Source organism: Flavobacterium sp. N502536 (genome assembly GCF_025947345.1).
GTDB lineage: Bacteria > Bacteroidota > Bacteroidia > Flavobacteriales > Flavobacteriaceae > Flavobacterium.
The window spans coordinates 2,435,199-2,456,803 of the sequence record NZ_CP110011.1 but is presented as its reverse complement, the minus strand read 5'-3'; the positions used below and the strand labels follow the sequence as shown (position 1 = coordinate 2,456,803).

16 protein-coding genes, 2 tRNA genes and 1 pseudogene are annotated in these 21,605 nt (G+C 36.7%); 5 read left to right on the top strand and 14 right to left on the bottom strand.

Going from position 1 to position 21,605, the window contains the following annotated elements:
• Positions 1-24: 24 nt before the first annotated feature.
• Genes infB through rimP form a run of 3 tightly spaced genes read right to left on the bottom strand, consistent with a single transcriptional unit; the run spans position 25 to position 4,678 of the window.
• Positions 25-2,904, bottom strand: coding sequence for a translation initiation factor IF-2 (gene infB, locus OLM61_RS10720; RefSeq protein WP_264526316.1), 2,880 nt, complete (start codon positions 2,902-2,904; stop codon positions 25-27).
• Positions 2,905-2,952: 48 nt separating this feature from the next.
• The gene (gene nusA / locus OLM61_RS10715; RefSeq protein ID WP_099710734.1) at positions 2,953-4,200 is read right to left on the bottom strand and encodes a transcription termination factor NusA; all 1,248 of its coding nucleotides are present in this window, start codon (positions 4,198-4,200) and stop codon (positions 2,953-2,955) included.
• A 13-nt stretch (positions 4,201-4,213) separates the two neighbouring features.
• On the bottom strand, positions 4,214-4,678 hold the full coding sequence (rimP, locus tag OLM61_RS10710) for a ribosome assembly cofactor RimP (RefSeq protein WP_264526315.1): 465 nt from the start codon (positions 4,676-4,678) through the stop codon (positions 4,214-4,216).
• Positions 4,679-4,854: 176 nt separating this feature from the next.
• Here rimP and OLM61_RS10705 point away from each other — a divergent pair, with 176 nt between their 5' ends.
• On the top strand, positions 4,855-5,679 hold the full coding sequence (locus OLM61_RS10705) for a universal stress protein (RefSeq protein WP_264526314.1): 825 nt from the start codon (positions 4,855-4,857) through the stop codon (positions 5,677-5,679).
• 88 nt (positions 5,680-5,767) lie between these two features.
• Here the strand turns inward: OLM61_RS10705 and OLM61_RS10700 are convergent.
• Positions 5,768-5,838 (bottom strand) — tRNA-Gln (locus tag OLM61_RS10700).
• Between the two features lie 308 nt (positions 5,839-6,146).
• Positions 6,147-6,217 (bottom strand) — tRNA-Gln (locus OLM61_RS10695).
• Between the two features lie 246 nt (positions 6,218-6,463).
• On the opposite strand from OLM61_RS10695, the pseudogene OLM61_RS10690 reads away from it, so the two are divergent.
• Together OLM61_RS10690 and OLM61_RS10685 are read left to right on the top strand one after the other, a co-directional pair.
• Positions 6,464-9,741 (top strand): annotated as a pseudogene (locus OLM61_RS10690) (protein O-mannosyl-transferase family).
• 92 nt (positions 9,742-9,833) lie between these two features.
• On the top strand, positions 9,834-10,469 hold the full coding sequence (locus OLM61_RS10685) for a polysaccharide deacetylase family protein (RefSeq protein ID WP_264526313.1): 636 nt from the start codon (positions 9,834-9,836) through the stop codon (positions 10,467-10,469).
• Positions 10,470-10,495: 26 nt separating this feature from the next.
• Here the strand turns inward: OLM61_RS10685 and OLM61_RS10680 are convergent, their stop codons facing one another.
• The 8 genes from OLM61_RS10680 to OLM61_RS10645 all read right to left on the bottom strand — a co-directional run bounded on the left by OLM61_RS10680 (position 10,496) and on the right by OLM61_RS10645 (position 16,931).
• Positions 10,496-10,798: a thioredoxin family protein gene (locus tag OLM61_RS10680; protein ID WP_007803883.1), complete on the bottom strand. Its 303-nt coding sequence runs from the start codon at positions 10,796-10,798 to the stop codon at positions 10,496-10,498.
• Positions 10,799-10,872: 74 nt separating this feature from the next.
• Positions 10,873-12,108 (bottom strand): metallophosphoesterase, encoded by a 1,236-nt coding sequence (locus tag OLM61_RS10675; protein WP_264526312.1) that lies wholly within the window; start codon positions 12,106-12,108, stop codon positions 10,873-10,875.
• 177 nt (positions 12,109-12,285) lie between these two features.
• Positions 12,286-12,471 (bottom strand): hypothetical protein, encoded by a 186-nt coding sequence (locus OLM61_RS10670; RefSeq protein WP_173964126.1) that lies wholly within the window; start codon positions 12,469-12,471, stop codon positions 12,286-12,288.
• Between the two features lie 106 nt (positions 12,472-12,577).
• The gene (locus tag OLM61_RS10665) at positions 12,578-13,915 is read right to left on the bottom strand and encodes a sensor histidine kinase (protein WP_264526311.1); all 1,338 of its coding nucleotides are present in this window, start codon (positions 13,913-13,915) and stop codon (positions 12,578-12,580) included.
• Between the two features lie 12 nt (positions 13,916-13,927).
• Positions 13,928-14,602 (bottom strand): response regulator transcription factor, encoded by a 675-nt coding sequence (locus OLM61_RS10660; RefSeq protein ID WP_264526310.1) that lies wholly within the window; start codon positions 14,600-14,602, stop codon positions 13,928-13,930.
• Between the two features lie 190 nt (positions 14,603-14,792).
• The gene (locus OLM61_RS10655; protein WP_264526309.1) at positions 14,793-14,984 is read right to left on the bottom strand and encodes a hypothetical protein; all 192 of its coding nucleotides are present in this window, start codon (positions 14,982-14,984) and stop codon (positions 14,793-14,795) included.
• A 44-nt stretch (positions 14,985-15,028) separates the two neighbouring features.
• Entirely contained in the window at positions 15,029-15,226 is a 198-nt protein-coding gene (locus OLM61_RS10650; protein WP_264526308.1) for a hypothetical protein, read from the bottom strand.
• Between the two features lie 169 nt (positions 15,227-15,395).
• Positions 15,396-16,931, bottom strand: a complete 1,536-nt coding sequence (locus tag OLM61_RS10645) for a DUF4394 domain-containing protein (protein WP_264526307.1) — start codon at positions 16,929-16,931, stop codon at positions 15,396-15,398.
• A gap of 184 nt (positions 16,932-17,115) precedes the next feature.
• Here OLM61_RS10645 and polA point away from each other — a divergent pair, with 184 nt between their 5' ends.
• Together polA and OLM61_RS10635 are read left to right on the top strand one after the other, a co-directional pair.
• Positions 17,116-19,962, top strand: a complete 2,847-nt coding sequence (gene polA, locus OLM61_RS10640; protein WP_264526306.1) for a DNA polymerase I — start codon at positions 17,116-17,118, stop codon at positions 19,960-19,962.
• 48 nt (positions 19,963-20,010) lie between these two features.
• Positions 20,011-20,388 (top strand): hypothetical protein, encoded by a 378-nt coding sequence (locus OLM61_RS10635; protein ID WP_264526305.1) that lies wholly within the window; start codon positions 20,011-20,013, stop codon positions 20,386-20,388.
• A gap of 41 nt (positions 20,389-20,429) precedes the next feature.
• Here OLM61_RS10635 and OLM61_RS10630 read toward each other — a convergent pair whose 3' ends face one another.
• Positions 20,430-21,458 carry a LacI family DNA-binding transcriptional regulator gene (locus tag OLM61_RS10630; RefSeq protein ID WP_264526304.1) on the bottom strand — a complete coding sequence of 343 codons (1,029 nt, stop codon included), beginning with the start codon at positions 21,456-21,458 and terminating at the stop codon, positions 20,430-20,432.
• Positions 21,459-21,605 lie beyond the last annotated feature (147 nt).

Below are 21,605 nucleotides of genomic sequence, written 5' to 3'. Positions count from 1 at the left end.
ACTTTAGTATATAAGTATCGAATATTATTTCAATTTCTTTTTGATTGCTACTTCATGGTAAGCCTCAATAACATCTCTTTCTTCAATGTCATTGTATCCTTTAATCTGAATACCACAATCGTATCCTTTAGAAACTTCTTTCACATCATCTTTGAAACGTTTCAATGCTACAAGTTCACCTGTATGCACCACTACTCCGTCTCTGATCACTCTAATTTTAGAAGATCTCATGATTTTACCATCCATCACCATACAACCAGCGATTGAACCCACTTTAGAAATTTTGAAAATCTCACGAATTTCAGCAGTTCCTAAAATTTCTTCTTTCATCTCAGGAGCTAACATTCCTTCCATTGCATCTTTCAAGTCATCGATTGCAGCGTAGATAATAGAGTAGTAACGGATATCGATTTCTTCTTTATCAGCAAGCTGTCTCGCATTTCCTGCAGGACGAACGTTAAATCCGATAATGATCGCATCAGAAGCAGAAGCCAACATAACATCGGTTTCAGTAATTGCTCCAACACCTTTATGAATGATATTAATTTGAATTTCTTCTGTAGACAATTTAGAGAACGAATCTGATAATGCTTCAACAGATCCATCAACGTCTCCTTTAAGGATTACGTTCAATTCTTTAAACTGACCAAGAGCAATACGACGTCCAATTTCATCCAATGTAATATGACGTTGTGTACGTACCGATTGTTCACGCATTAATTGAGAACGTTTAGACGCAATTTGTTTTGCTTCTTTTTCGTCTTCAAAAACGTTAAACTTATCACCCGCAGTTGCAGCTCCGTCAAGACCTAAAACAGATACCGGAGTCGAAGGTCCAGCTTCTTTAACTATATGTCCACGTTCGTCATGCATAGCTTTAATTTTACCATGATGCTTACCTGCCAACATATAATCCCCTACTTTTAAAGTTCCATGTTGAACTAAAATGGTAGAAACATATCCTTTTCCTTTATCTAAGAACGCCTCAACAACTGTTCCTTGAGCCGCTTTGTTTGGATTCGATTTTAAATCTAAGATTTCCGCTTCTAATAAAACTTTCTCTAATAATTCTTTTACACCTGTTCCAACTTTTGCAGAAATATCATGTGATTGAATTTTTCCACCCCAATCTTCAACAAGTAAGTTCATACTAGCCAAACGCTCTTTGATTTTCTCAACATTAGCATTTGGTTTATCAATTTTATTGATTGCAAATATAATTGGAACTCCCGCCGCTTGTGCATGAGAAATTGCTTCTTTTGTTTGTGGCATGATATCATCATCCGCAGCAACAACAATAATAGCGATATCGGTAACTTGAGCTCCACGTGCACGCATCGCGGTAAACGCCTCGTGACCCGGAGTATCTAAAAATGCGATTTTCTGACCATTATCTAAAGTTACACCGTAAGCTCCAATGTGCTGTGTAATACCTCCTGACTCTCCGGCAATAACATTTTCTTTACGGATATAATCCAGTAAAGAGGTCTTACCGTGATCGACGTGACCCATTACAGTAACAATCGGTGCTCTAACCACTAAGTCTTCTTCTTTATCTTCCACTACCTCGATAGCTTCTTCGATATCAACTGTGATAAACTCTACTTCATAACCAAACTCGTCAGCTACGATAGTTAAAGTTTCAGCATCTAAACGCTGGTTCATGGTTACCATGATACCAAGTGACATACAAGTTCCAATTACTTTAGTAATCGGCACATCCATCATGATTGCAATTTCACCTACAGTAACAAACTCAGTAACTTTAATTGTTTTACTTCCTTCGTCAAGTGCTCTTTGCTCGTCATCAGATTTCTGACGGTGCGTTTCTCTTTTATCTCTTCTGTATTTAGCCGCTTTAGATTTTCCACCTTTACCTTGAAGTTTTTCAAGAGTTTCTCTAATTTGGTTTTTTACTTCCTCTTCAGTAGGCTCTACTTTTGCTACAATCGCAGGACGGTTTCCTTTTACGAAACCAGGTCTTGCACTTCTGTTAGCATTAAAACCTCCACCACCAGTATTTGGTGTAATTTTATTAGGATTTGGAGTTCCCGGCGCATTACCTGTTGCAGGTTTTGGTGCACCCGGAGTTCCCGGTTTAGGAGCGATTCTTTTACGCTTATTTTTGTTAGCGTTATTTCCGGCTCCCGGAGCTCCTGGTTTATTAGGAGTGATCTTTGGATCTTCTTTCTTCTTTTTAGGCTTGTTAAATTGAGACAAGTCAATGGTTTGCCCGGTAAGAGTAGTTCCAGATAATTTTTGATATTGTGTAGTAATGGTTTCCTCCGCAGTCGTAGGATCAGTTGAAACAACAGGTTCCTGCGCTACTTTTGGAGCCTCTACTTTTACTTCTTTTTTCTCTGTAATAATAGGTTTTTCTACCTTTTTCTCTTCAGAAACTACAGGAGCAACTACAGGCTCTGGCTGTACAATTTCTTTTTGAACAGGTTTTTCTGGCTGAGTTGGAGTAACAACTACTTTTGGTTCTTCAGCTTTCACTGGTTCCTCAACAGGAGTAGAAACAACTGCAGGTTTCTTCGGGTTTAAATCAATTTTACCTACTTGAACAGGTCCTGTTACAACGGCTCTCGCTTTTATAACTTCCTGTTGTTTTTGGCGCTCCTCGTCTTGTCTGCGTTTGTCCTCAATTTCTTTCTCACGTTCAACACGTAATGCTTCTTTCTCTTTTCTTTTCTCTTCTCCTACCTCTTTAGAAGCTTCCTTATTCCCCTTATCGCCCGCAAATTGGCTTTGTAGGATATTAAATTCGCTATCAGAAATTTTTGCATTTGGATTTGCATCAATAGCAATTCCCTTATCTTTTAGATAATCAACAGCTCTTTCTAACGAAATATTTAATTCCCTTAAAACCTTGTTTATTCTTATTACTCTCTCTTCAGACATATAACCTTTTTATTATTACCTTTTTCGTTGTGTTGTTAGAGCAGATAACTAGCTATCAAACTCTTCTTTTAGTATTTTCATAACATCAAGAATCGTTTCCTCTTCTAAATCTGTTCTTCTTACTAAATCTTCTACTTCTTGCTTTAAGATACTTCTAGCTGTATCTAAACCAATTTTTGCAAATTCTTCGATAACCCAGCCTTCAATTTCATCTGAAAACTCAGTTAATTCAACGTCATCGTCTTCGCCACTAGCAACATCACCTTCTCTGATAACATCTAACTCGTAACCCGTTAACTGACCTGCTAATTTTATATTATGACCTCCTCTACCAATTGCTTTAGAAACTTCTTCTAACTTCAAGAAAACTTCAGCTCTTTTATTTTCTTCGTCAATTTTGATAGACGAAACTTTAGCAGGACTCAAGGCTCTTGTAATAAACAATTGAATATTGTTTGTATAGTTAATTACATCAATGTTTTCGTTTCCTAACTCACGAACGATTCCGTGAATACGAGATCCTTTCATACCCACACAAGCTCCAACCGGATCAATTCTGTCATCGTAAGAATCTACCGCTACTTTTGCTTTTTCACCCGGGATACGCACTACATTTTTCACTGTAATTAAACCGTCGAATACTTCAGGAATTTCCTGCTCAAACAATTTCTCCAAAAACTTCTCAGAAGTTCTTGACATGATAATTTGAGGTTTGTTTCCTTTCAATTCAACGCTTTCAATAATTCCACGAACATTATCTCCTTTACGGAAAAAGTCAGATGGAATTTGTTTTTCTTTTGGAAGCACAATCTCATTTCCTTCATCATCGACCAAAATTACAACTCTTGGACGTACGTGGTGTACTTCGGCAGTATAAATATCACCGATAATATCTTTAAATTGCTTGTAAAGATTTGTATTATCGTGTTCGTGAATTTTAGATATTAAGTTTTGACGCAAAGCCAAAATAGCTCTTCTTCCTAAATCAATCAATTTTACCTCTTCAGAAACCTCTTCACCGATTTCAAAATCAGCTTCAATCATTCTTGCTTCAGTTAAAGTAATCTCTTCGTTTTCAAAATCCAGATCCTCATCAGCAACAATTACTCTTCTTCTCCAGATCTCCATATCTCCTTTATCAGGATTTATAATGATGTCGAAGTTATCATCAGAACCGTATTTTTTCTTCAATGCATTTCTAAACACGTCCTCTAAAATTGCCATAAGCGTTACACGATCAATAAGTTTATTATCTTTAAACTCTGAGAATGAATCGATTAATGCTAAATTTTCCATGCGAATTCTTTAATTAAAATGTTACTGTAACAATTGCCTCTTTAATTTCTGTATAAGGTATTTGTTGCTCTTTTTGAACTGTTTCTTTTCCTTTTCCTACTTTTTTCGGTTCTCTTGCTTTCCAAGACAAAATTATAAAAACATCGTTAGCTTCCACCAATTCTGCTTCAATTTTTTCAGTATTTGTAGTAACAATCAACGTTCTACCAATATTTTTGATGTATTGTCTTGTCATTTTCAAAGGTGACCCTACTCCAACAGAGGCTACTTCAAGCGAAAAATCCTGCTCTTCACGATCCAGATTATTCTCGATTGCACGACTTACATCAATACAATCCTGCAGCGCCACTCCATTATCACCATCTAAACCAACACTAACCTTAAAAGAGTCTGACACAGCCAGATCAATCAAAAAGATCGATGGCTTTTCCAGAAGTGCTTCTGTAATTAATCCGTTTACTTTTTCTTTAAATGTCATAATTTTATAAAAAGAGGGGACACTTAGTCCCCTCATTATTTAGATTTTAATAAATAACGGTGCAAATATAGTGTTTTTTTTATAAATCAAAATAAATAGATTGCCCTAAAAATATTTCTTATCTTTATAAATACATAAAAATAATCGATTTTTAACTATTCAAGCCCTAAAACACCATGAAACGAATCCTAGTTCCTACCGACTTCTCCGAACATGCGGAAGACGCTTTAAAAGTCGCTTCTCAGATTGCAAAGAAAAACAATTCTGAGATTATCATTTTACACATGCTCGAATTACCAAGCCAAATGAACGACGCAGTTCTGGGCGGTACAAGCATTCCGGAAACCATGCTTTTTATGAAAAAAGCCAACGAAATGCTCGATCAAATTTCCTCGAAACCTTATCTGGACGGGATTCCGGTTACCGAAATTGTAAAAATAGACAAACCGATTCACGGCATCACTCAGGTAAGCAAAGAATACGAAATTGATTTAATTATAATGGGATCACACGGATCATCCGGCATCGAAGAACTCTTAATTGGCTCCAATACCGAAAAAGTAGTTCGAAATTCCGAAACCCCAGTCCTGGTAATCAAAAAAAACATCACCAATTTTAGCGCTTCCGATATTGTTTTCGCTTCAGATTTCTCAGAGGAAGCCAAAAAACCTTTTGAAAAATTCCTGAAATTAACCAAAATTTTCGATTCAAAAATACACTTAGTCACCATCTGCACTCCCAACAGCTTCAAACCCACTCACGAAGTTCAGCAAACCATAGATGCTTTTGTCTCCAAATTTGATCTCAACAATTACACGGCTCAAATCTACAACGACACCAACATCGAAAAAGGAATCATCAATTTCGCCAACAGCATTAATGCCGACATCATCGGAATGTGCACACACGGAAGAACCGGTTTTGCACACTTTTTCAACGGAAGCATTAGCGAAGGATTAGTCAATCACGCGATCAGACCAGTACTTACATTCAAAATCTAAAAGAGTCCAGCTGACAAATTTTACAATCCGGCACTTTCAGAAAAACTAAAGCATAAAAAAAAGCCTCTCGAATGAGAGGCTTTTTATGTTGGTCTACTAGGACTCGAACCTAGAAAGACTGCACCAAAAACAGTTGTGTTACCATTACACCATAGACCAGCAGTGCGATTAAGCGAGTGCAAAATTAAAACTTTTTTTAGTTTACGCAAACTTTTTTTAACAAAAAATGAATATTTAAGAATTAGCGAATCGTACTACTACACCTTTTTCCACTCTCCCGCTTTCCTTTTCACCTCAAAAACCCACACAAACCTCACAAAGTCAGCTTCTTGCTCAAAACAACAAGAAACCCAGATTTATTTTTACCCTCTTGCTTATTTTTTTCTAAACCCCAACTTTTGCCCACATCTTAAAACGGACCGAAACATCAGGGCATAAAAAAAGCCTCTCGAATGAGAGGCTTTACGTTGGTCTACTAGGACTCGAACCTAGAAAGACTGCACCAAAAACAGTTGTGTTACCATTACACCATAGACCAGTAAAAGCGGTTAAGCGAGTGCAAATTTAAAGCTTTTTTTAGTTCGCACAAGCTTTTTGAAGAAAAAAAATCATTTTTTGCTGTTTTTTTTTCTTCAAAATCCGTAACGTTTGCACAAGTATTTCACAAACAACACCTTACTTCAAACAAATACTTTTACAGTTTTTTTTGTTAATGCTCGTTTCTTTAAACAAAAAAACATTTTCTTTGTACGATAGAAAAATTACAAAATTTTAACACCTAAATATGGCACAATTCAATTTCAATAAATGGAATACTATTGTTGGTTGGTTTGCATTTGCAATCGCTTTAATTACCTATACCTTAACCGTTGAACCTACTATGAGTTTTTGGGATTGCGGAGAGTATATCGCCACCGCAGCTAAACTGGAAGTAGGCCACCCACCCGGAGCTCCTTTATTTCAAATGATGGGTGCTTTTTTCGCGATGTTTGCGACAGATGCACAACATGTAGCGGTAATGGTTAATATGATGTCGGTTTTCTCAAGTGCCTTTACGATCCTGTTTATGTTTTGGTCTTCTTCTATGATTTTGAAAAAAATTGTAGGGCGTTTTGCCGAAATCGACCAAAACAATTCAATTGTTATTTTAGGAAGTTCATTTGTTGGAGCCCTTGCCTATACTTTCTCTGACAGTTTCTGGTTTAATGCCGTTGAAGCCGAAGTTTATGCCATGGCCTCCTTATTAATTGCCTTGCTTTTCTGGCTTGGTTTGCGTTGGGAGCAGGATATGGACCAGCCAAAAGGAAACAAATGGCTTTTAATCATCTCTCTTGTTATCGGACTTTCGTTTGGAGTTCACTTTATGGCTTTATTAACCATTCCTTCTATCGGATTCCTTTATTATTTCAAACATTACGAAAAAGTTACGATCAAAAACTTCCTTATTGCCAATGTTGTGGTAATTGGTGTTTTGCTTTTCATCTTCAAATTGCTTTTACCATTAACTATGGCAGCCTTTGCAGATACTGAAGTTTTCATGGTAAATAGTTTTGGACTGCCTTTTAACTCAGGAACTATTTTTGTAACGCTTATTCTAATCGCTTTCTTCTATTTTGGATTAAAATTCACCAAACAAAAAGGATTGATTTTTTACAATACGGTTATTCTTTGTGTTCTATTTATTTTAATCGGATTCTCTACCTGGATCATGCTTCCTGTTCGTGCGAATGCCAATACTGTAATTAACGAAAATAAACCGTCTGATGCTGCCGAAGTACTTGCTTACTACAATCGTGAACAGTACGGTGTAAATCCGTTGTTTTATGGCCCTCAGTACACCGAAGTTTTTGCAGGTCTTGATGCTAAAAATCCGTATTCAGATAAAGCTCCTAACTACGAAAGAGATTATAAAACGGTAAATATATCATTACCAATAATTACAAAAACGCTCAACAAAATTCAGACGACAATCAAAAAACGATTCTGCCTAGAATGTGGAGTACCGAAACAGGGCACATTCAAAACTATATCAATTTCACTAACCCTCCTCAATTCAAAATTAACCCAAATTATGACTACGAGCAGGATTTAGGGAAATACGGAATCGATGCCAGTCAGTTAAGCGAAGAGGAATACAACAAAGCTACCGCACAATTGCGTAATGAAGTTGAAAAAACAGTTTCAGAATTCAGAAAAGCGTATGCTCAAAAACAAATTGACAACGAAGGTTACGTAAAATTCTTAAGAAGCTATGGTGACTATCTAATCATCGAGAAGCCAACTGCTGTAGACAATTTTAGCTTCATGTTCGAATACCAATTTGGATATATGTACTGGAGATATTTGATGTGGAATTTCGTTGGACGTCAGAGTGACAATCAAGGAAAATACGACAATATTGACGGAAACTGGATTAGCGGAATCAAAGCCCTTGACTCTTTACACCTTGGCTCTCAGGACAATTTACCTGCTGATGTAACCAACAACAAAGGAAGAAACGTTTATTACTTCTTGCCGTTTATTTTGGGACTTATCGGGTTAATGTACCATGCCAATAAAGACTTAAAAAGCTTCTATGTTCTTTTAGCTTTATTCTTATTTACCGGAATTGCTTTAAAAATATACTTAAACGAGAGACCTTTTGAGCCTCGTGAAAGAGATTATGCCTTAGTAGGCTCTTTTTATGTGTTTGCCATCTGGATTGGATTTGGCGTTTATTCGCTCTACGAAAGCATCCAGAAATATGTTGCCCCTAAAATTGCCGGCCCGGTTATTATTGCTGCAAGTTTACTAGCCGCACCTATTTTAATGGCTTCTCAAAACTGGGACGATCACGACCGTTCAGGAAGATACACGGCTGTTGCAATGGCAAAAGCTTATTTGAACTCCTGCGACAAAAATGCAATTTTATTTACCATTGGAGACAACGATACCTTCCCGCTTTGGTATGCTCAGGAAATTGAACACATCAGAACGGATGTTAAAATCGTAAACACCAGCCTGTTTATGACCGACTGGTATATCGATCAAATGAAAGCAAAAGCATACGAGTCTGATCCGTTGCCAATTTCTTTTACACACGATCAATATGTGGGTGACAAATTGGATTATGTAGCGCATATTCCTAAAATTGATACCCGCTGGAACATCAAGGACTTTATTGATTTTATTAAAAATCCAAAATCAACTGTAGGTTTACAAAACGGACAAACGATTCATTTTTATCCTACGAACAAAATCAGAGTTCCTATAGACAAAAATGTCATCATCAAAAACAAAGTCGTTAATCCAAAATACAACGATTCTATCGTTTCTTATATGGATATTGACATCAAAGGAAGTGCCTTGTACAAAAACCGTTTAATGATGCTGGACATCCTGGCTAATAACAATTGGAAAAGACCAATTTATTTTAGCGGAGGCGCTTTTGACGATGAAGACTATTTATGGTTAAAAGACTATTTGCAGCTGGACGGAATGGTTTACAAATTAGTTCCTATTAAAAATGTACCTTCAAAAGACGGAGGTCCAATGGATATGGGACAAATGGATGCTGACAAAACTTACGATATTGTAATGAAATGGGACTGGGGTAACAGCAATGGTAACATTTACCATGATCCTGAAACCAGAAGAAACAGCATCACCTACCGTACCAATTTATCCCGTTTAATGAATCAGCTTATTGTTGAAGGCAAAACCGATAAAGCGAAAAAAGTGATCGAACTGGCCATGACAAAAATGCCTGTAGACAAATTTGGTTATTACTCTTTAGTAGAACCTTTCGCAGGAGGATATTACAAAGTAGGAGAAACTGCCAAAGCACATGATTTGCTTAACCAGTTGGTTCAGAAATACAAAGAAGAACTAAACTATTATGCCACTCTGACGCCTGGTGATCAAACCGACTTAGCGATTGATATCATTACAGACATCGAGCGCTACAGAAGCTTATTACAAGTGATGAAAGAGAACAAGGATCTTGCTTTTTACGAAAAACATAAAGTAACTTTTAATACTTATGTAAATGTTTTCGAACGCTTTGGAAGAGAAAAAGAATAAGATACGAAAAACATAGCAATTAAAAAAATGCAGCGCAGCTTGATTAGTAGCGCTGCATTTTTTAATTTTACATATCTGTAAATCACTACACAATGAGCTTTTACTGGGTAAAAACAAATTCATTCATCAAAAGGGTATTTTCTAAGTACTGTTGGGACATTCCAAACAACGAAAAGAAAATATACCTCACCTTTGACGATGGCCCAACTCCGGAGATTACAGACTGGGTTTTATCTGAATTAAAGAAGTTTGATGCAAAAGCTACTTTCTTCTGTATTGGAAAAAACATCAAAGCCAACTTGTCTTTGTTTGAAAAATTAATCACAGAAGGGCATTCCATTGGCAACCATACCATGAATCACGTTAATGGCTGGAAAAGCCACACCGATGACTATATTCAAAATGTGCAACATTGCGCTGCCGTTCTGAAAGAGGAAAAAACGTGCAACCTTATCTTTCGCCCGCCCTACGGGAAAATCAAAAAAGCACAATCTAAAATCCTGAGAAAATTAGGGTACAAAATCATCATGTGGGACGTTTTAAGCGCCGATTTCGATCAGAGTATTACTCCCGAGAAATGTCTTGAAAATGTAACTAAAAATGTAAAATCAGGAAGTGTAATTGTATTCCATGACAGTATAAAAGCATCACCAAATTTAAAATTTGCCCTGCCTAAAACGTTACATTTTTTAAAAGAGAATGGGTATACATTTGATATTATTCATTAAATAATATCCTTAAGAAGTTCGTTATTCTATAAACTAAATTGTTCCTGGACAATTCCTATAATGGTATTTGCATCAAGTTCTCCGGATTGTCTCCAGATCATTTGCCCTTCTTTATAAATCATTAAAGTAGGAAGTCCCTTAATACGTAGTGCTTCTGCTAATTCCTGATTTTTATCCACATCAATTTTGATCACCTTGGCTTTATCGCCAAGTGCAGCCGCAACATCCTTAATTACAGGATGCATTGATACAGATGATTCGTTCCAATCGGTGTAAAAATCAATCAACACTGGAACTTGAGCATTTATAAGTTCTCCAAATTTTGACATAAAACCAAAAATTTAATTCTTTTTTAATCTTTTAAAAAGAGATAATTATATACAAATGTAGCATTTTTAACGAATTAAGCCACATTGTTCCCTTTTTTTAGTTCAATCACGGTTATTTCGGGCATAATCCCTACACGCCCCGGATAAGCGTGAAAACCAAATCCACGATTCACATAAACGTATCGGCCTGCATTTTCATACAACCCTGCCCACTGCTTATAGATATACTGCGCAAGGCTCCATTTAAAATAACCCGGAATTTCTATCCCAAATTGCATGCCATGTGTATGTCCTGACAGTGTTAAATGAAACTTTTTCGGATGATTTTTAATTTCGTATTCCCAGTGCGTCGGATCATGGCTCATCACCACTTTAAAATCGTCCTGAGTGACATTCTGAGAGGCTTTGTTTAAATCTCCTGCCTTTTTAAAATTCTCTCCCCAGTTTTCTACCCCAATCAGTGCAATTTTGTCATCACCTTTTTGAATGTATCGGTGTTCGTTTAACAAAAGGTCGAATCCTATCTGACCATAAAGATTCTTAATTTCTTTGAAGTTCTCGTCTTTTTCTTTTTCAGAAGGCCAGGTTACATATTCGCCATAATCATGGTTTCCTAAAACGGAGAATTTCCCATATTTATAATTCTTTATTCTTTTAAAGGTTTCCAGCCAGGGATGCATTTCTTTAGCATGGGTGTTGACAATATCTCCGGTAAACAAAATTAAATCGGCTTCCTGAGCATTGATCAGGTCAATGGCATAATTGATTTTATCCGGATTGTCAAAACTTCCGCTATGAACGTCGGAAATCTGAGTAATTTTAAACCCATCAAAAGCATCCGGAAGATCCGGGAAAAAGATGGTTTGTTTGATTACTTTAAAGTTATATTTCCCTTCAAAAATTCCATAAATCAAAGACAGAAAAGGAACTGCTGCCAATCCCAAACCAATCTGACTGATGAATTTTCGCCTTGACGGAATAGCCTCTGAACCGCTTGAATTGTAAACAAAATAATTTACTATTCCTGCTCCCAATCTAAAAATGTCTTCGCCAAACATGATTAGTGTCAGTACAATTTTTGGCACATAAACCAACAGCATCAAACCGGTCGTAAACATAAACTGTCTCGTTTGTCCAACGGAGCGGTCAACCTGTGAAAAAGAATACATGATAAAAATTAAAAGCAGTAAACTTATAATTTGATACCCTACCAACACCCATCTTAATTTGATCAAAGTGCGAAAGGCCTGATACGCATAGAACTCAATAAATAGAAGAAGAGCGCAAAGAATTAGAAACTTAAGGATCATTATTTATAGTTTTAAGCAAAGTAACAAAGAATGAAAATTGTATGGCTTTTTATTATCAAAAATTTAACGCTGCTAATAACAAAAAGCTGACAGATTTCTCTATCAGCTTTTTTTCTACCAAATTTTTTAAAACCTTTTATAATCCACAACAGGTCTACCACAGTAAACTATGTTGTTTTATTTTTGAGCTTTTGCTGCTTCGGGTTTAGCTGCTGCTTCTTTTTTCGCTTTTTTATCCGCTTTTTTGTCTTTTTTAGGCGCTTTTGCTTCTTTTACAGGGGCTGATTTTGCTGGGGTTGTTTGCGCGCTTACCATTGCAGTTGTTCCTAAAACAGCTACTGCTAACATTACTAATTTTCTCATGATTTTAGTTTTTATGATTATTAATATCTTCATTTATTATACCTCAAAGATAGAATCGGAAAATGAAGATTAAATGAAGATTGGGGTCTTCTGAAAAAATTAACTTTTAATTGTGTTTTCCCGTTTCCGGAAACAACAAGGTAAAAGTGGTTCCTGCATTTACTACAGAAGTCACCTTAATTTCGATATGATGAAAAGAAGCGATACTTTCGGCAATAGCAAGCCCCAAGCCCTGACCGTCCTGATCTGAACTGATTCTGGCAAACCTGTTGAAGATCTGTTCGATTTGAGAATCATTCATTCCAACACCGGAATCTGTTATCGAAATAAAATAGTTAGGCTGGTTGAAACCGTCCGTTATCGTAATACTGCCCTGTGGTTTATTGTATTTTATAGCATTGGTCACCAAGTTGTAAATGAGAATATGAATCAGCGTTTTATTTCCTGTGAAGACATAATGATGCTGCATCTTATTCAGAAACTGAATTTCCCTGTCCTCAATTCGGTCCTGCAAATCCTCGTGCAGATCATCTACAATCTCATGAAAATTGATATGCTCGATGGCTTCATACTGATTGTTCTCTATTCTGGAAATCAGCAATAAATTGTTGATGATTTTTTTGAGCATGTCTAATGTTTTCAACGACCCTGCAATTTTATCAAATGCATTATCATCCAGAGATTCGTTTTGCAATAAGTTCTCAAACTTGCTTTTAAGCAGAGCAATTGGCGTTAGAAGCTCGTGCGAAACATTTGAAATAAACTGTTTCTCTTTTTTAAAAAGCTCCGCAATACGGTCCATCATCTGATTTAAAACAAAATCAAGCTCTCTGAAATCCCGTGATCTGGCTTTTATTGGGGTATGATCAAAGGCTTCAGGCTCATTGACCCGCCTTATTTTAGTGTCAATAATTTTATAAAAAGGCTTGAGTAAATATTCGATGTAAAAAGTATCCGCTAAAAAAGTAATCAGCAATATAACCACAAAAACAATTATGATAAAAAAGCGAATGATAAAAGTAAGGTCTTTTACTTCCCCCAAACTGCTTCCAATTTCGAGCTGATAATCCTGATTTCCATAAGTAAAATGATACTGCAAAATTCGGTATTCGTTCTCTTCTCCTTCGATAATCCGATAGTCATTACTAAAAACAGGCTTTTTCTGATCGGGTTTCACTGAAGACTTTGAAAGTACCAGAAACTCACTGTGAAGGGTTGAAAACTGCGAGTAGGTTTCAGTCGAATCTCCTGAATTCTCCATAAAATCATCAATCTCATTCTGATTCAAATGTTCGATAAACTTCTGTTTCTTTTCGAGCAGGCCGTTATTAATATGTCGGTACACCACATTTTCAACCAAAATAGGCAGCATCAGCCATAAAATTAAAATAACCAACAGTCTTGTCAGCGCATTAAAAATAGCCAGTTGATGTTTTATTTTCACAGTCGTTATTCTTTATTCGTTTATACGATACCCAACATTTCTGACCGTTTCAAACCAGTCAATTTCGGTATGTTTGTCCAGTTTTTTTCGAAGGTTCCGAACATGAACATCAATAAAATTAGAATCGGAATTGACCTCGAGAATGTCTCCCCAAATATGCTCTGTCAATTGCAATCGGGTAATGACTCTGTTTTTATTGAGAACCAAATATTGAAAAATATCAAACTCCTTTTTGGTGAGATTGATAGGCGTTTCATTATAACTTACTTTGTAATCCTGAAGCTGCAGTAAAAAACCATGAATGCTTAAATTGTTCAAAGTAAAACCATGCATCCTGCGAATGACGGCAAACAATCGCGCACTAAGTTCGGTGAGCGCAAACGGTTTTGTCAGATAATCATCGGCACCCAAATGCAAACCGTTTATTCTGTCATCGAGTTCACCGCGGGCAGTAAGCACAATAACAGCCATTTTCGATTTGGTTTTCCGAACGGTTTTCAGCACTTCAAATCCATCTCCGTCAGGCAAACCAAGATCCAGCAGCATAGCGTCGTAATCGTTGCTGTTTACTTCTTCTAAAGCGTCACCACAATTGTGAACAATTTTACAAACGTAACCTGCATTACACAGAAAATCATAAACTTCTACCGCAAGTTCTTTAGTATCTTCAACAATTAAAATATTCATAATACAGCTTTTAAGCGCAACTAAATTTAAGCAATTATAAAAAGCATCGTTGCGCATTATTAAAAAATTTAACGAATAAAAAAAGCCAGTAAATTTCTTTACCAGCTCTCTTCAACCTCATTCTCCATAATCATTACTTCTGTTTTGCCTCGTTTACAATTTTCCGTAAGCAAAACGAAAACAATTTTTACTACTTCATTTTAGTTGTTTCTGCTTTTGGAGCTTCGCTTTTTTCCGCTTTCATTTTTTTATCGGCTTTGTTTTTGTGGTGCTTAGTTGCTTTTACTTCTTTTACAGGAGTTGGCTTTGCCGGAGCTGTTTGCGCGCTAACCATTACACTTGTTCCCAAAACTGCCACGAGTAACATCATTAGATTTTTCATAACTTTTGTTTTAAATAGTTCTTTTGTTTTACACTTTTATTGTCTTATTTTTTGTCTTTTGGAGCTTCTGCTTTTGGCGCTGCAGTTTTTACTGCTTTCGCTTTTTTATCCATTTTATGCTTAGGGTGTTTTGTCGCTTTTACTTCTTTAGCCGGAGCCGGTTTAATACCTTTAGCTGGAAATGCACTTACCATAACACTTGTTCCTAAAACTGCCACTAGCAACATCAATAAATTTCTCATGATTTCTAAAATTTTATATTAATACCTTTTATTTTACAGATCAAATTTACCCCTGCAATATGAAGACAAAATGAAGAAATCATGCCCTATTAAAATTTTAACTTTAATTTATAAAAAAAGCGACCGGAATATCCTGTCGCTTTATCGCATGTATATTTTATTCTATCTTTTAAAAGCCCAATCCTAAAGTCATCGAAGTAACTGCCGGAGAAAAATCAACTGTTTTTGTTGCTGTACCGGTGGTTAAATTAATCTTATAAACCGACTGTACACCACTAACGGTTAATACTGCAAACGCCTCATTACTGGCCCCTCCTATATCAAACCCGTTCATTCCCGTTGTCATTACTCCCAAACTGCCCACCAACACCAAAGTTCCGTTATTTGGCGGATTTTGAAGGTAGAGACTATTAGTACCGGAATCGATAACAAATAACTGTGTAGTCGAAGCTTGTGCAAAATTATTCGTGTAAGCGGCAGCTGTAACGGATGGTGACCCCGGATTAAGAAGAACATCAGTAGCCGCAACTACTCCTGTATCCGGATGCAGTCGGAGGTTTTGCCCTGTATTGCTTACCACACGTATTCTGTCAACCGTTGGATTAAAATCAAAACCAAAATTCTGTCCGGACAATGTTGGAGACAATCCAGTACCAACAGCGGTCACCTGTCCGTTTGAAGAATTAATCGTTAACAGTCTGCTTTGATTGGTTAGGGCATAAAGTGCTCCGTTTGCAGGCCTGAAGTCCAAACCAACCACCTGCTCACTTGAATTCATCCCTATCAGAGCAACTGAATTTGAAGTTCCTGTAGCCGGATTAAATCGGTACAAAATGTTTGTTTCGGATGTTGCGAAAGCGATAGGTTTTGTTTTAAAAGCTACTTCAACAATCTGCTGTGTAAAAACCCCAACCCAGGTTGCTTCTCCATTCGTTAAATTAATCGTATATAATCTTGATTCGCTATTTTTATTGTTTACTGCTATTCCTAAATTCGAATCCGGCTGTATATCAAAACCTCCAACTCCCGAAAAATCAACCTTTAAGCTCCCTACTTCCTGAAGAGTTCCATCATTTGGGGGATTTTGCAAGTACAATTTATCCGTAGCATAATCTATATCAAAAAGCTGTGTCGTCGTACTTCCTGAAAGACTATTGGTATAAGCAATCGCTCCTACCTGAGCATTCGCTACCCCATTAATATTTCCGTCGGTTGCAGCTACAGTTCCGAGTTCGGGATGCAATCTCAGATTTTTTCCGTTATTAGACACCAGACGTACCCTGTCAACCGTGGGGTTAAAATCTATAGAAGACGATGTTCCTTCAATTGCCGGAGAGAAAGATGCCGTTCCTAAAGCTGTTGCTAATCCCGAACTTTCATTTATGGTATATAATCTGCTGGTAGAGCCCAATCCATACAATTGGCCTGTAGCTGGTCTGTAGTCAATACTAATGATACTCTCGCCTGATTGTAACCCTGTTATAGAATAGGAACGAACAGGAGTTTTTAAATCTTTGGCATTAAAGTAAAAAACTTTGTTATCATTACTTAATGCGGTAAAGTCTACCGGAGGGGCAGTACCAGGCATTGGTTCTGGTTCGGGCTGTGGAATTGGAGTTCTGTCGTCATCATTAGAACATGCACCTAAAAATGACATTAATCCCATCAAAAAAAGTGATCGCGGTGTAAATAAATTTTCTCTCATAACACATTGTTTTTTATTTACTTACGACAAAACCTTCCTTCTGGTTTAGTTCTATTTTAAACTTCACAGAAAAAAAATTAAATCCTTCCTACTATAATCAGGAAAAACAAATAACAAATTAATTTGTGTCCTAATATTATATCGATATTTGTAACTTTGAAAATTGAATTGATAAACTGAACATATGTCGTCACAAAAACGCCTTTTTTTACTTGATGCTTACGCTTTAATATTTCGCGGCTACTACGCCTTCATAAAAAACCCAAGGATCAACTCCAAAGGAATGGATACCTCTGCGATCATGGGATTCATGAATTCGCTTTTAGATGTGATCAAACGTGAAAAACCGGATCACCTGGCTGTAGCTTTTGACAAAGGCGGAAGCGATTTGCGAAACGAATTATTCCCTGAATACAAGGCCAATCGCGATGTGACACCTGAAGCCATCAAAATTGCCGTTCCTTATATATGTGAATTATTGAAAGCCATGCACATTCCAATTATTGAAGTGTCGGGTTTTGAAGCCGATGATTTAATTGGAACGATCGCCAAACAAGCCGAGAAAGAAAATTATAAAGTTTTTATGGTGACTCCGGATAAGGATTTTGCCCAATTGGTTTCAGAAAATATCTTTATGTACAAACCTGCCCGTATGGGAAATGGAATTGAAATTTGGGGAGTTCCTGAAGTTTTGGCAAAATTTGAAATCGAGCGTCCGGAACAGGTGATTGATTTCCTTGGAATGATGGGTGACGCTGCCGATAATATTCCGGGACTTCCGGGAGTGGGTGAAGTAACCGCCAAAAAACTTCTGAAAGAATTTGGAACGATGGAAAACCTATTAGCCAATACTGATAAGCTAAAAGGAAAAATGAAAGAGAATATCGAGGCCAATAAAGAAAAAGGATTGTTGTCTAAAAAACTGGCAACCATTTTATTGGACTGTCCGGTAACATTTAACGAAGACGATTACGAATTAGTTCGTCCTGATATTGAAAAAACCGATGCTATTTTTCAGGAACTTGAGTTCAGACGAATGGCAGAGCAGTTTGACAATTTGTTTAAAACAGGCAACGGGAATGAATCAGCGGCTTCTGCTCCGGTTTCTGATGCCAAATTATACAAAAAACCACAGCCTAAAAACGAAGATCAGTTTGATCTTTTTGGAGGCGGTGCTACCGAAGAAAATACAGAAACAACCCGAACTTCTTTTTACAATACGCTCGAAAATACGCCTCACTCCTATCAGGCGATTCAGGGAGATCTTGGCATAAAACTGCTTTTACAAAACCTGCAAAACCAGACTTCTGTTTGTTTTGATACCGAAACTACAGGTTTAGATGCTTTGCATGCCGAGTTGGTAGGTATTGCCTTCTCTTATGAAAAAGGAAAAGCATTTTACGTTCCGTTTCCGGAAAATCAGGAAGAAGCTCAGACTTTAATTGAAAAATTCAGACCTTTCTTTGAGAATGAAAACATCGAAAAAATAGGTCAGAATTTAAAATACGATTTAAAAATCCTTTCCAATTACGACATTACTGTAAAAGGAAAACTTTTTGATACCATGATTGCGCACTATCTGATCAATCCGGACATGCGTCACAATATGGATGTTTTATCAGAAACCTATTTGAAATATGCCCCTAAACCAATTGAAGAACTGATTGGTAAAAAAGGAAAAAATCAAATTACAATGCGCGATGTAGCACTTGAAGACATCAAGGAATATGCTGCCGAAGATGCTGATATTACGTTGCAGTTAAAAGAAATTTTTACTACAGAATTAGACAAAACTGAGACTAAAAAACTGTTTGACGAAATCGAAATCCCTTTAGTAAGCGTTTTAGCAGCTATGGAAACCGAAGGAATTCGTCTGGATGTAGAGTTTTTAAATGCAATGTCTAAAGAAATGGATGTGGAGATCAAATCTTTAGAACAGCAGATATACGAAACTGCCGGAGAAAAATTCAACTTAGCTTCTCCGAAACAGTTGGGTGATATTTTATTTGATAAACTTAAAATTGGAGGAGCCAAGCAAAAGAAAACCAAAACCGGGCAATATGCAACCGGCGAGGAGGTTTTGACTTATTTGGCCAACGACAACCCTATCGTAAAACAAATTCTGGACTGGCGTCAGATGGTGAAATTGCAAAGTACTTACATACTGGCTTTACCGGAACAAGTAGACAAAAAAACATTACGCGTTCATACCGATTATATGCAAACCGTTGCAGCTACAGGACGTTTGAGTTCTAACAATCCGAACTTACAAAACATTCCGATTCGTACTGAAAGAGGACGTCAGATTCGTAAAGCTTTTGTCGCACGCGATGAAAACTACACTTTAATCTCTGCCGATTACTCGCAAATAGAATTAAGAATTATTGCCGCTTTAAGTGGTGAAGAAAATATGATTGCGGCTTTTAAAAACGGAGAAGACATTCACAAAGCCACCGCTGCTAAAGTTTTTGATGTGCCTCTGGATGAAGTTTCCCGCGAACAAAGAAGCAACGCCAAAACCGTTAACTTCGGAATTATCTATGGGGTTTCTGCTTTCGGACTGAGCAATCAGACTTCGTTATCCCGCAGCGAGAGCGCCGCTTTGATCGAGGCGTATTACAAAACCTACCCGAGACTGAAATCTTATATTTCTGAACAAATTGAATTTGCGCGTGAAAAAGGATATGTACAAACCATTTTGGGCCGTCGTCGTTATCTAAAAGACATTAATTCAGCAAATGCTGTAGTTAGAAGTGCTGCCGAGCGAAATGCCGTAAATGCACCAATTCAGGGAAGCGCTGCCGATGTGATCAAAATTGCCATGATCAACATTCATAAAAAACTAAAAGAAGAAAACTGGAAATCCAAAATGCTGCTTCAGGTGCATGATGAGCTTGTGTTCGATGTTCACAACGACGAACTCGAGAAGATTCAGCCTATGATCAAACACGAAATGGAAAACGCCTTTACTATGGCCGTTCCTTTAGAAGTTGAACTCGGAATGGGTAAAGACTGGCTGGCTGCACATTAATAATTTTAGATTTCAGAGTGTTGATTTTAGATTTTATGTCAGATTCATATGAAAGACAATTTTAAGCCGCCTATTAAAACCCGAACAACAAAAGAATTACTGGCGATAGCAGGAGCTCCAAAAAAATGGAATCCTCAGGCATACAAATTGGCAATTGACGAACTCTACAACCGAAAAATCAATTTTAAATTAATAGATCAGGCTAAATATATAGAAAAGAAAAAGGAAAATCTTGAGGCATTAAAAATTTCCAAAGAAAGCTATAGCATCTTTGACTTTATATTTAATTTAGGAGAAACACTTATAGAAATTATATTCGCCTGGGATTTAGAAAAAGAGGGGTATTTGCGTAAAGCAGAACAACAAAAGAAATTCAGAATACTATTATTTTTTCTAACGATATTTATTCTTTTACTTTTATTTTAAACATAAAAAAACCATCAGTTTCAGCTGATGGTTTTTCTTTATTATTTAGATTTTCTGGTTGATTCCCGTTCTTTCAACTTTGTTTTGATGACGATTGTTTCATAATCGGAGGTTTCTTCTTCCGACTCCTCTAAACGTTTGATTAACTGTCGGGCAGCCACCTCACCAATTTCAATTCCATGCTGACTTACTGTCGTTAAACTTGGCGACAAACGTCTTGAAGCCAGAATTCCATCAGCAAAACCGATTATCGAAATATCTTCGGGAACCTTATATCCTTTTTTCAAGCTTACACGTAAAGCAGCCACCGAATCATTTTCATCCAAAGCAAAAATAGCATCTACTTTATGTTCAAAAATGGCGTCAATTTTAGCTTTCATATCCTCTTCTGAGTCGGTACGAAGAATGATATTCTCGTTTACCGGAATATTATTGTCTTTCAACGCTTTTAAGTAACCATCGGCTCTTAATTTTCCAACACTTAAATTGTCTACCGAAGAAATCAGTGCAATGTTTTTACAGCCTAAATCAATCAAATGTTGTGTTGAGTTTAAGGCCGAATCGAAATCGTCTACGACCACTTTATCACATTCTACCCCATCAGCTATTCTGTCAAACATCACGATAGGTGTTCCATCAGCAATGATAGCCGAAAAGTGAGCATAGTCTTCTAATTTTTGCGCTTCTTCTGATACTGATAAGATAAACCCGTCAATCGTTCCGTTGCTTAACATTTCAAGTGTATGCACTTCTTTCTCCAAAGATTCATTCGAAATACAAGTGATTACATTATATCCTTTTTTATCTGCTACTTTTTCGATACCACTAAAAACCTTTGCAAAAAAGGAGTTTAATATATTAGGTATAATTACTCCTATTGTTTTGGTTTTACGATTCTTCAGATTCAAACCAATAACATTGGGCTTATAATTTTTGAGTTTGGCATACTCCTTAATCTTCACCTTTGTTTGCTCACTAATCTCCGGGCTATCATTCAGTGCCTTAGAAACAGTCGATACAGAAACACCCAGTTCCTTCGCAATTTGTTTTAGAGTTGCTTTAGCTTTCATTTAAAAATAAATTTTATGTAATTAATACAAATATAGTAGAATTACCTAAAATAAAACAAAAAACACGTGATCCTATTTAAAATTTCAGCGTGTTTTTTAAATAAAACTAAAATAAGCTTCGTTTCTAAAACCGCAAGTCCTAAAATT

Coding starts and splice junctions, on each gene's coding strand:
- OLM61_RS10705 (WP_264526314.1), top strand. CDS start 4,855: ATGAAACGAATCCTAGTTCCTACCGACTTCTCCGAACATGCGGAAGAC.
- OLM61_RS10680 (WP_007803883.1), bottom strand. CDS start 10,798: ATGTCAAAATTTGGAGAACTTATAAATGCTCAAGTTCCAGTGTTGATT.
- OLM61_RS10685 (WP_264526313.1), top strand. CDS start 9,834: ATGAGCTTTTACTGGGTAAAAACAAATTCATTCATCAAAAGGGTATTT.
- OLM61_RS10630 (WP_264526304.1), bottom strand. CDS start 21,458: ATGAAAGCTAAAGCAACTCTAAAACAAATTGCGAAGGAACTGGGTGTT.
- nusA (WP_099710734.1), bottom strand. CDS start 4,200: ATGGAAAATTTAGCATTAATCGATTCATTCTCAGAGTTTAAAGATAAT.
- polA (WP_264526306.1), top strand. CDS start 17,116: ATGTCGTCACAAAAACGCCTTTTTTTACTTGATGCTTACGCTTTAATA.
- OLM61_RS10645 (WP_264526307.1), bottom strand. CDS start 16,931: ATGAGAGAAAATTTATTTACACCGCGATCACTTTTTTTGATGGGATTA.
- infB (WP_264526316.1), bottom strand. CDS start 2,904: ATGTCTGAAGAGAGAGTAATAAGAATAAACAAGGTTTTAAGGGAATTA.
- rimP (WP_264526315.1), bottom strand. CDS start 4,678: ATGACATTTAAAGAAAAAGTAAACGGATTAATTACAGAAGCACTTCTG.
- OLM61_RS10635 (WP_264526305.1), top strand. CDS start 20,011: ATGAAAGACAATTTTAAGCCGCCTATTAAAACCCGAACAACAAAAGAA.
- OLM61_RS10675 (WP_264526312.1), bottom strand. CDS start 12,108: ATGATCCTTAAGTTTCTAATTCTTTGCGCTCTTCTTCTATTTATTGAG.
- OLM61_RS10655 (WP_264526309.1), bottom strand. CDS start 14,984: ATGAAAAATCTAATGATGTTACTCGTGGCAGTTTTGGGAACAAGTGTA.
- OLM61_RS10650 (WP_264526308.1), bottom strand. CDS start 15,226: ATGAGAAATTTATTGATGTTGCTAGTGGCAGTTTTAGGAACAAGTGTT.
- OLM61_RS10660 (WP_264526310.1), bottom strand. CDS start 14,602: ATGAATATTTTAATTGTTGAAGATACTAAAGAACTTGCGGTAGAAGTT.
- OLM61_RS10670 (WP_173964126.1), bottom strand. CDS start 12,471: ATGAGAAAATTAGTAATGTTAGCAGTAGCTGTTTTAGGAACAACTGCA.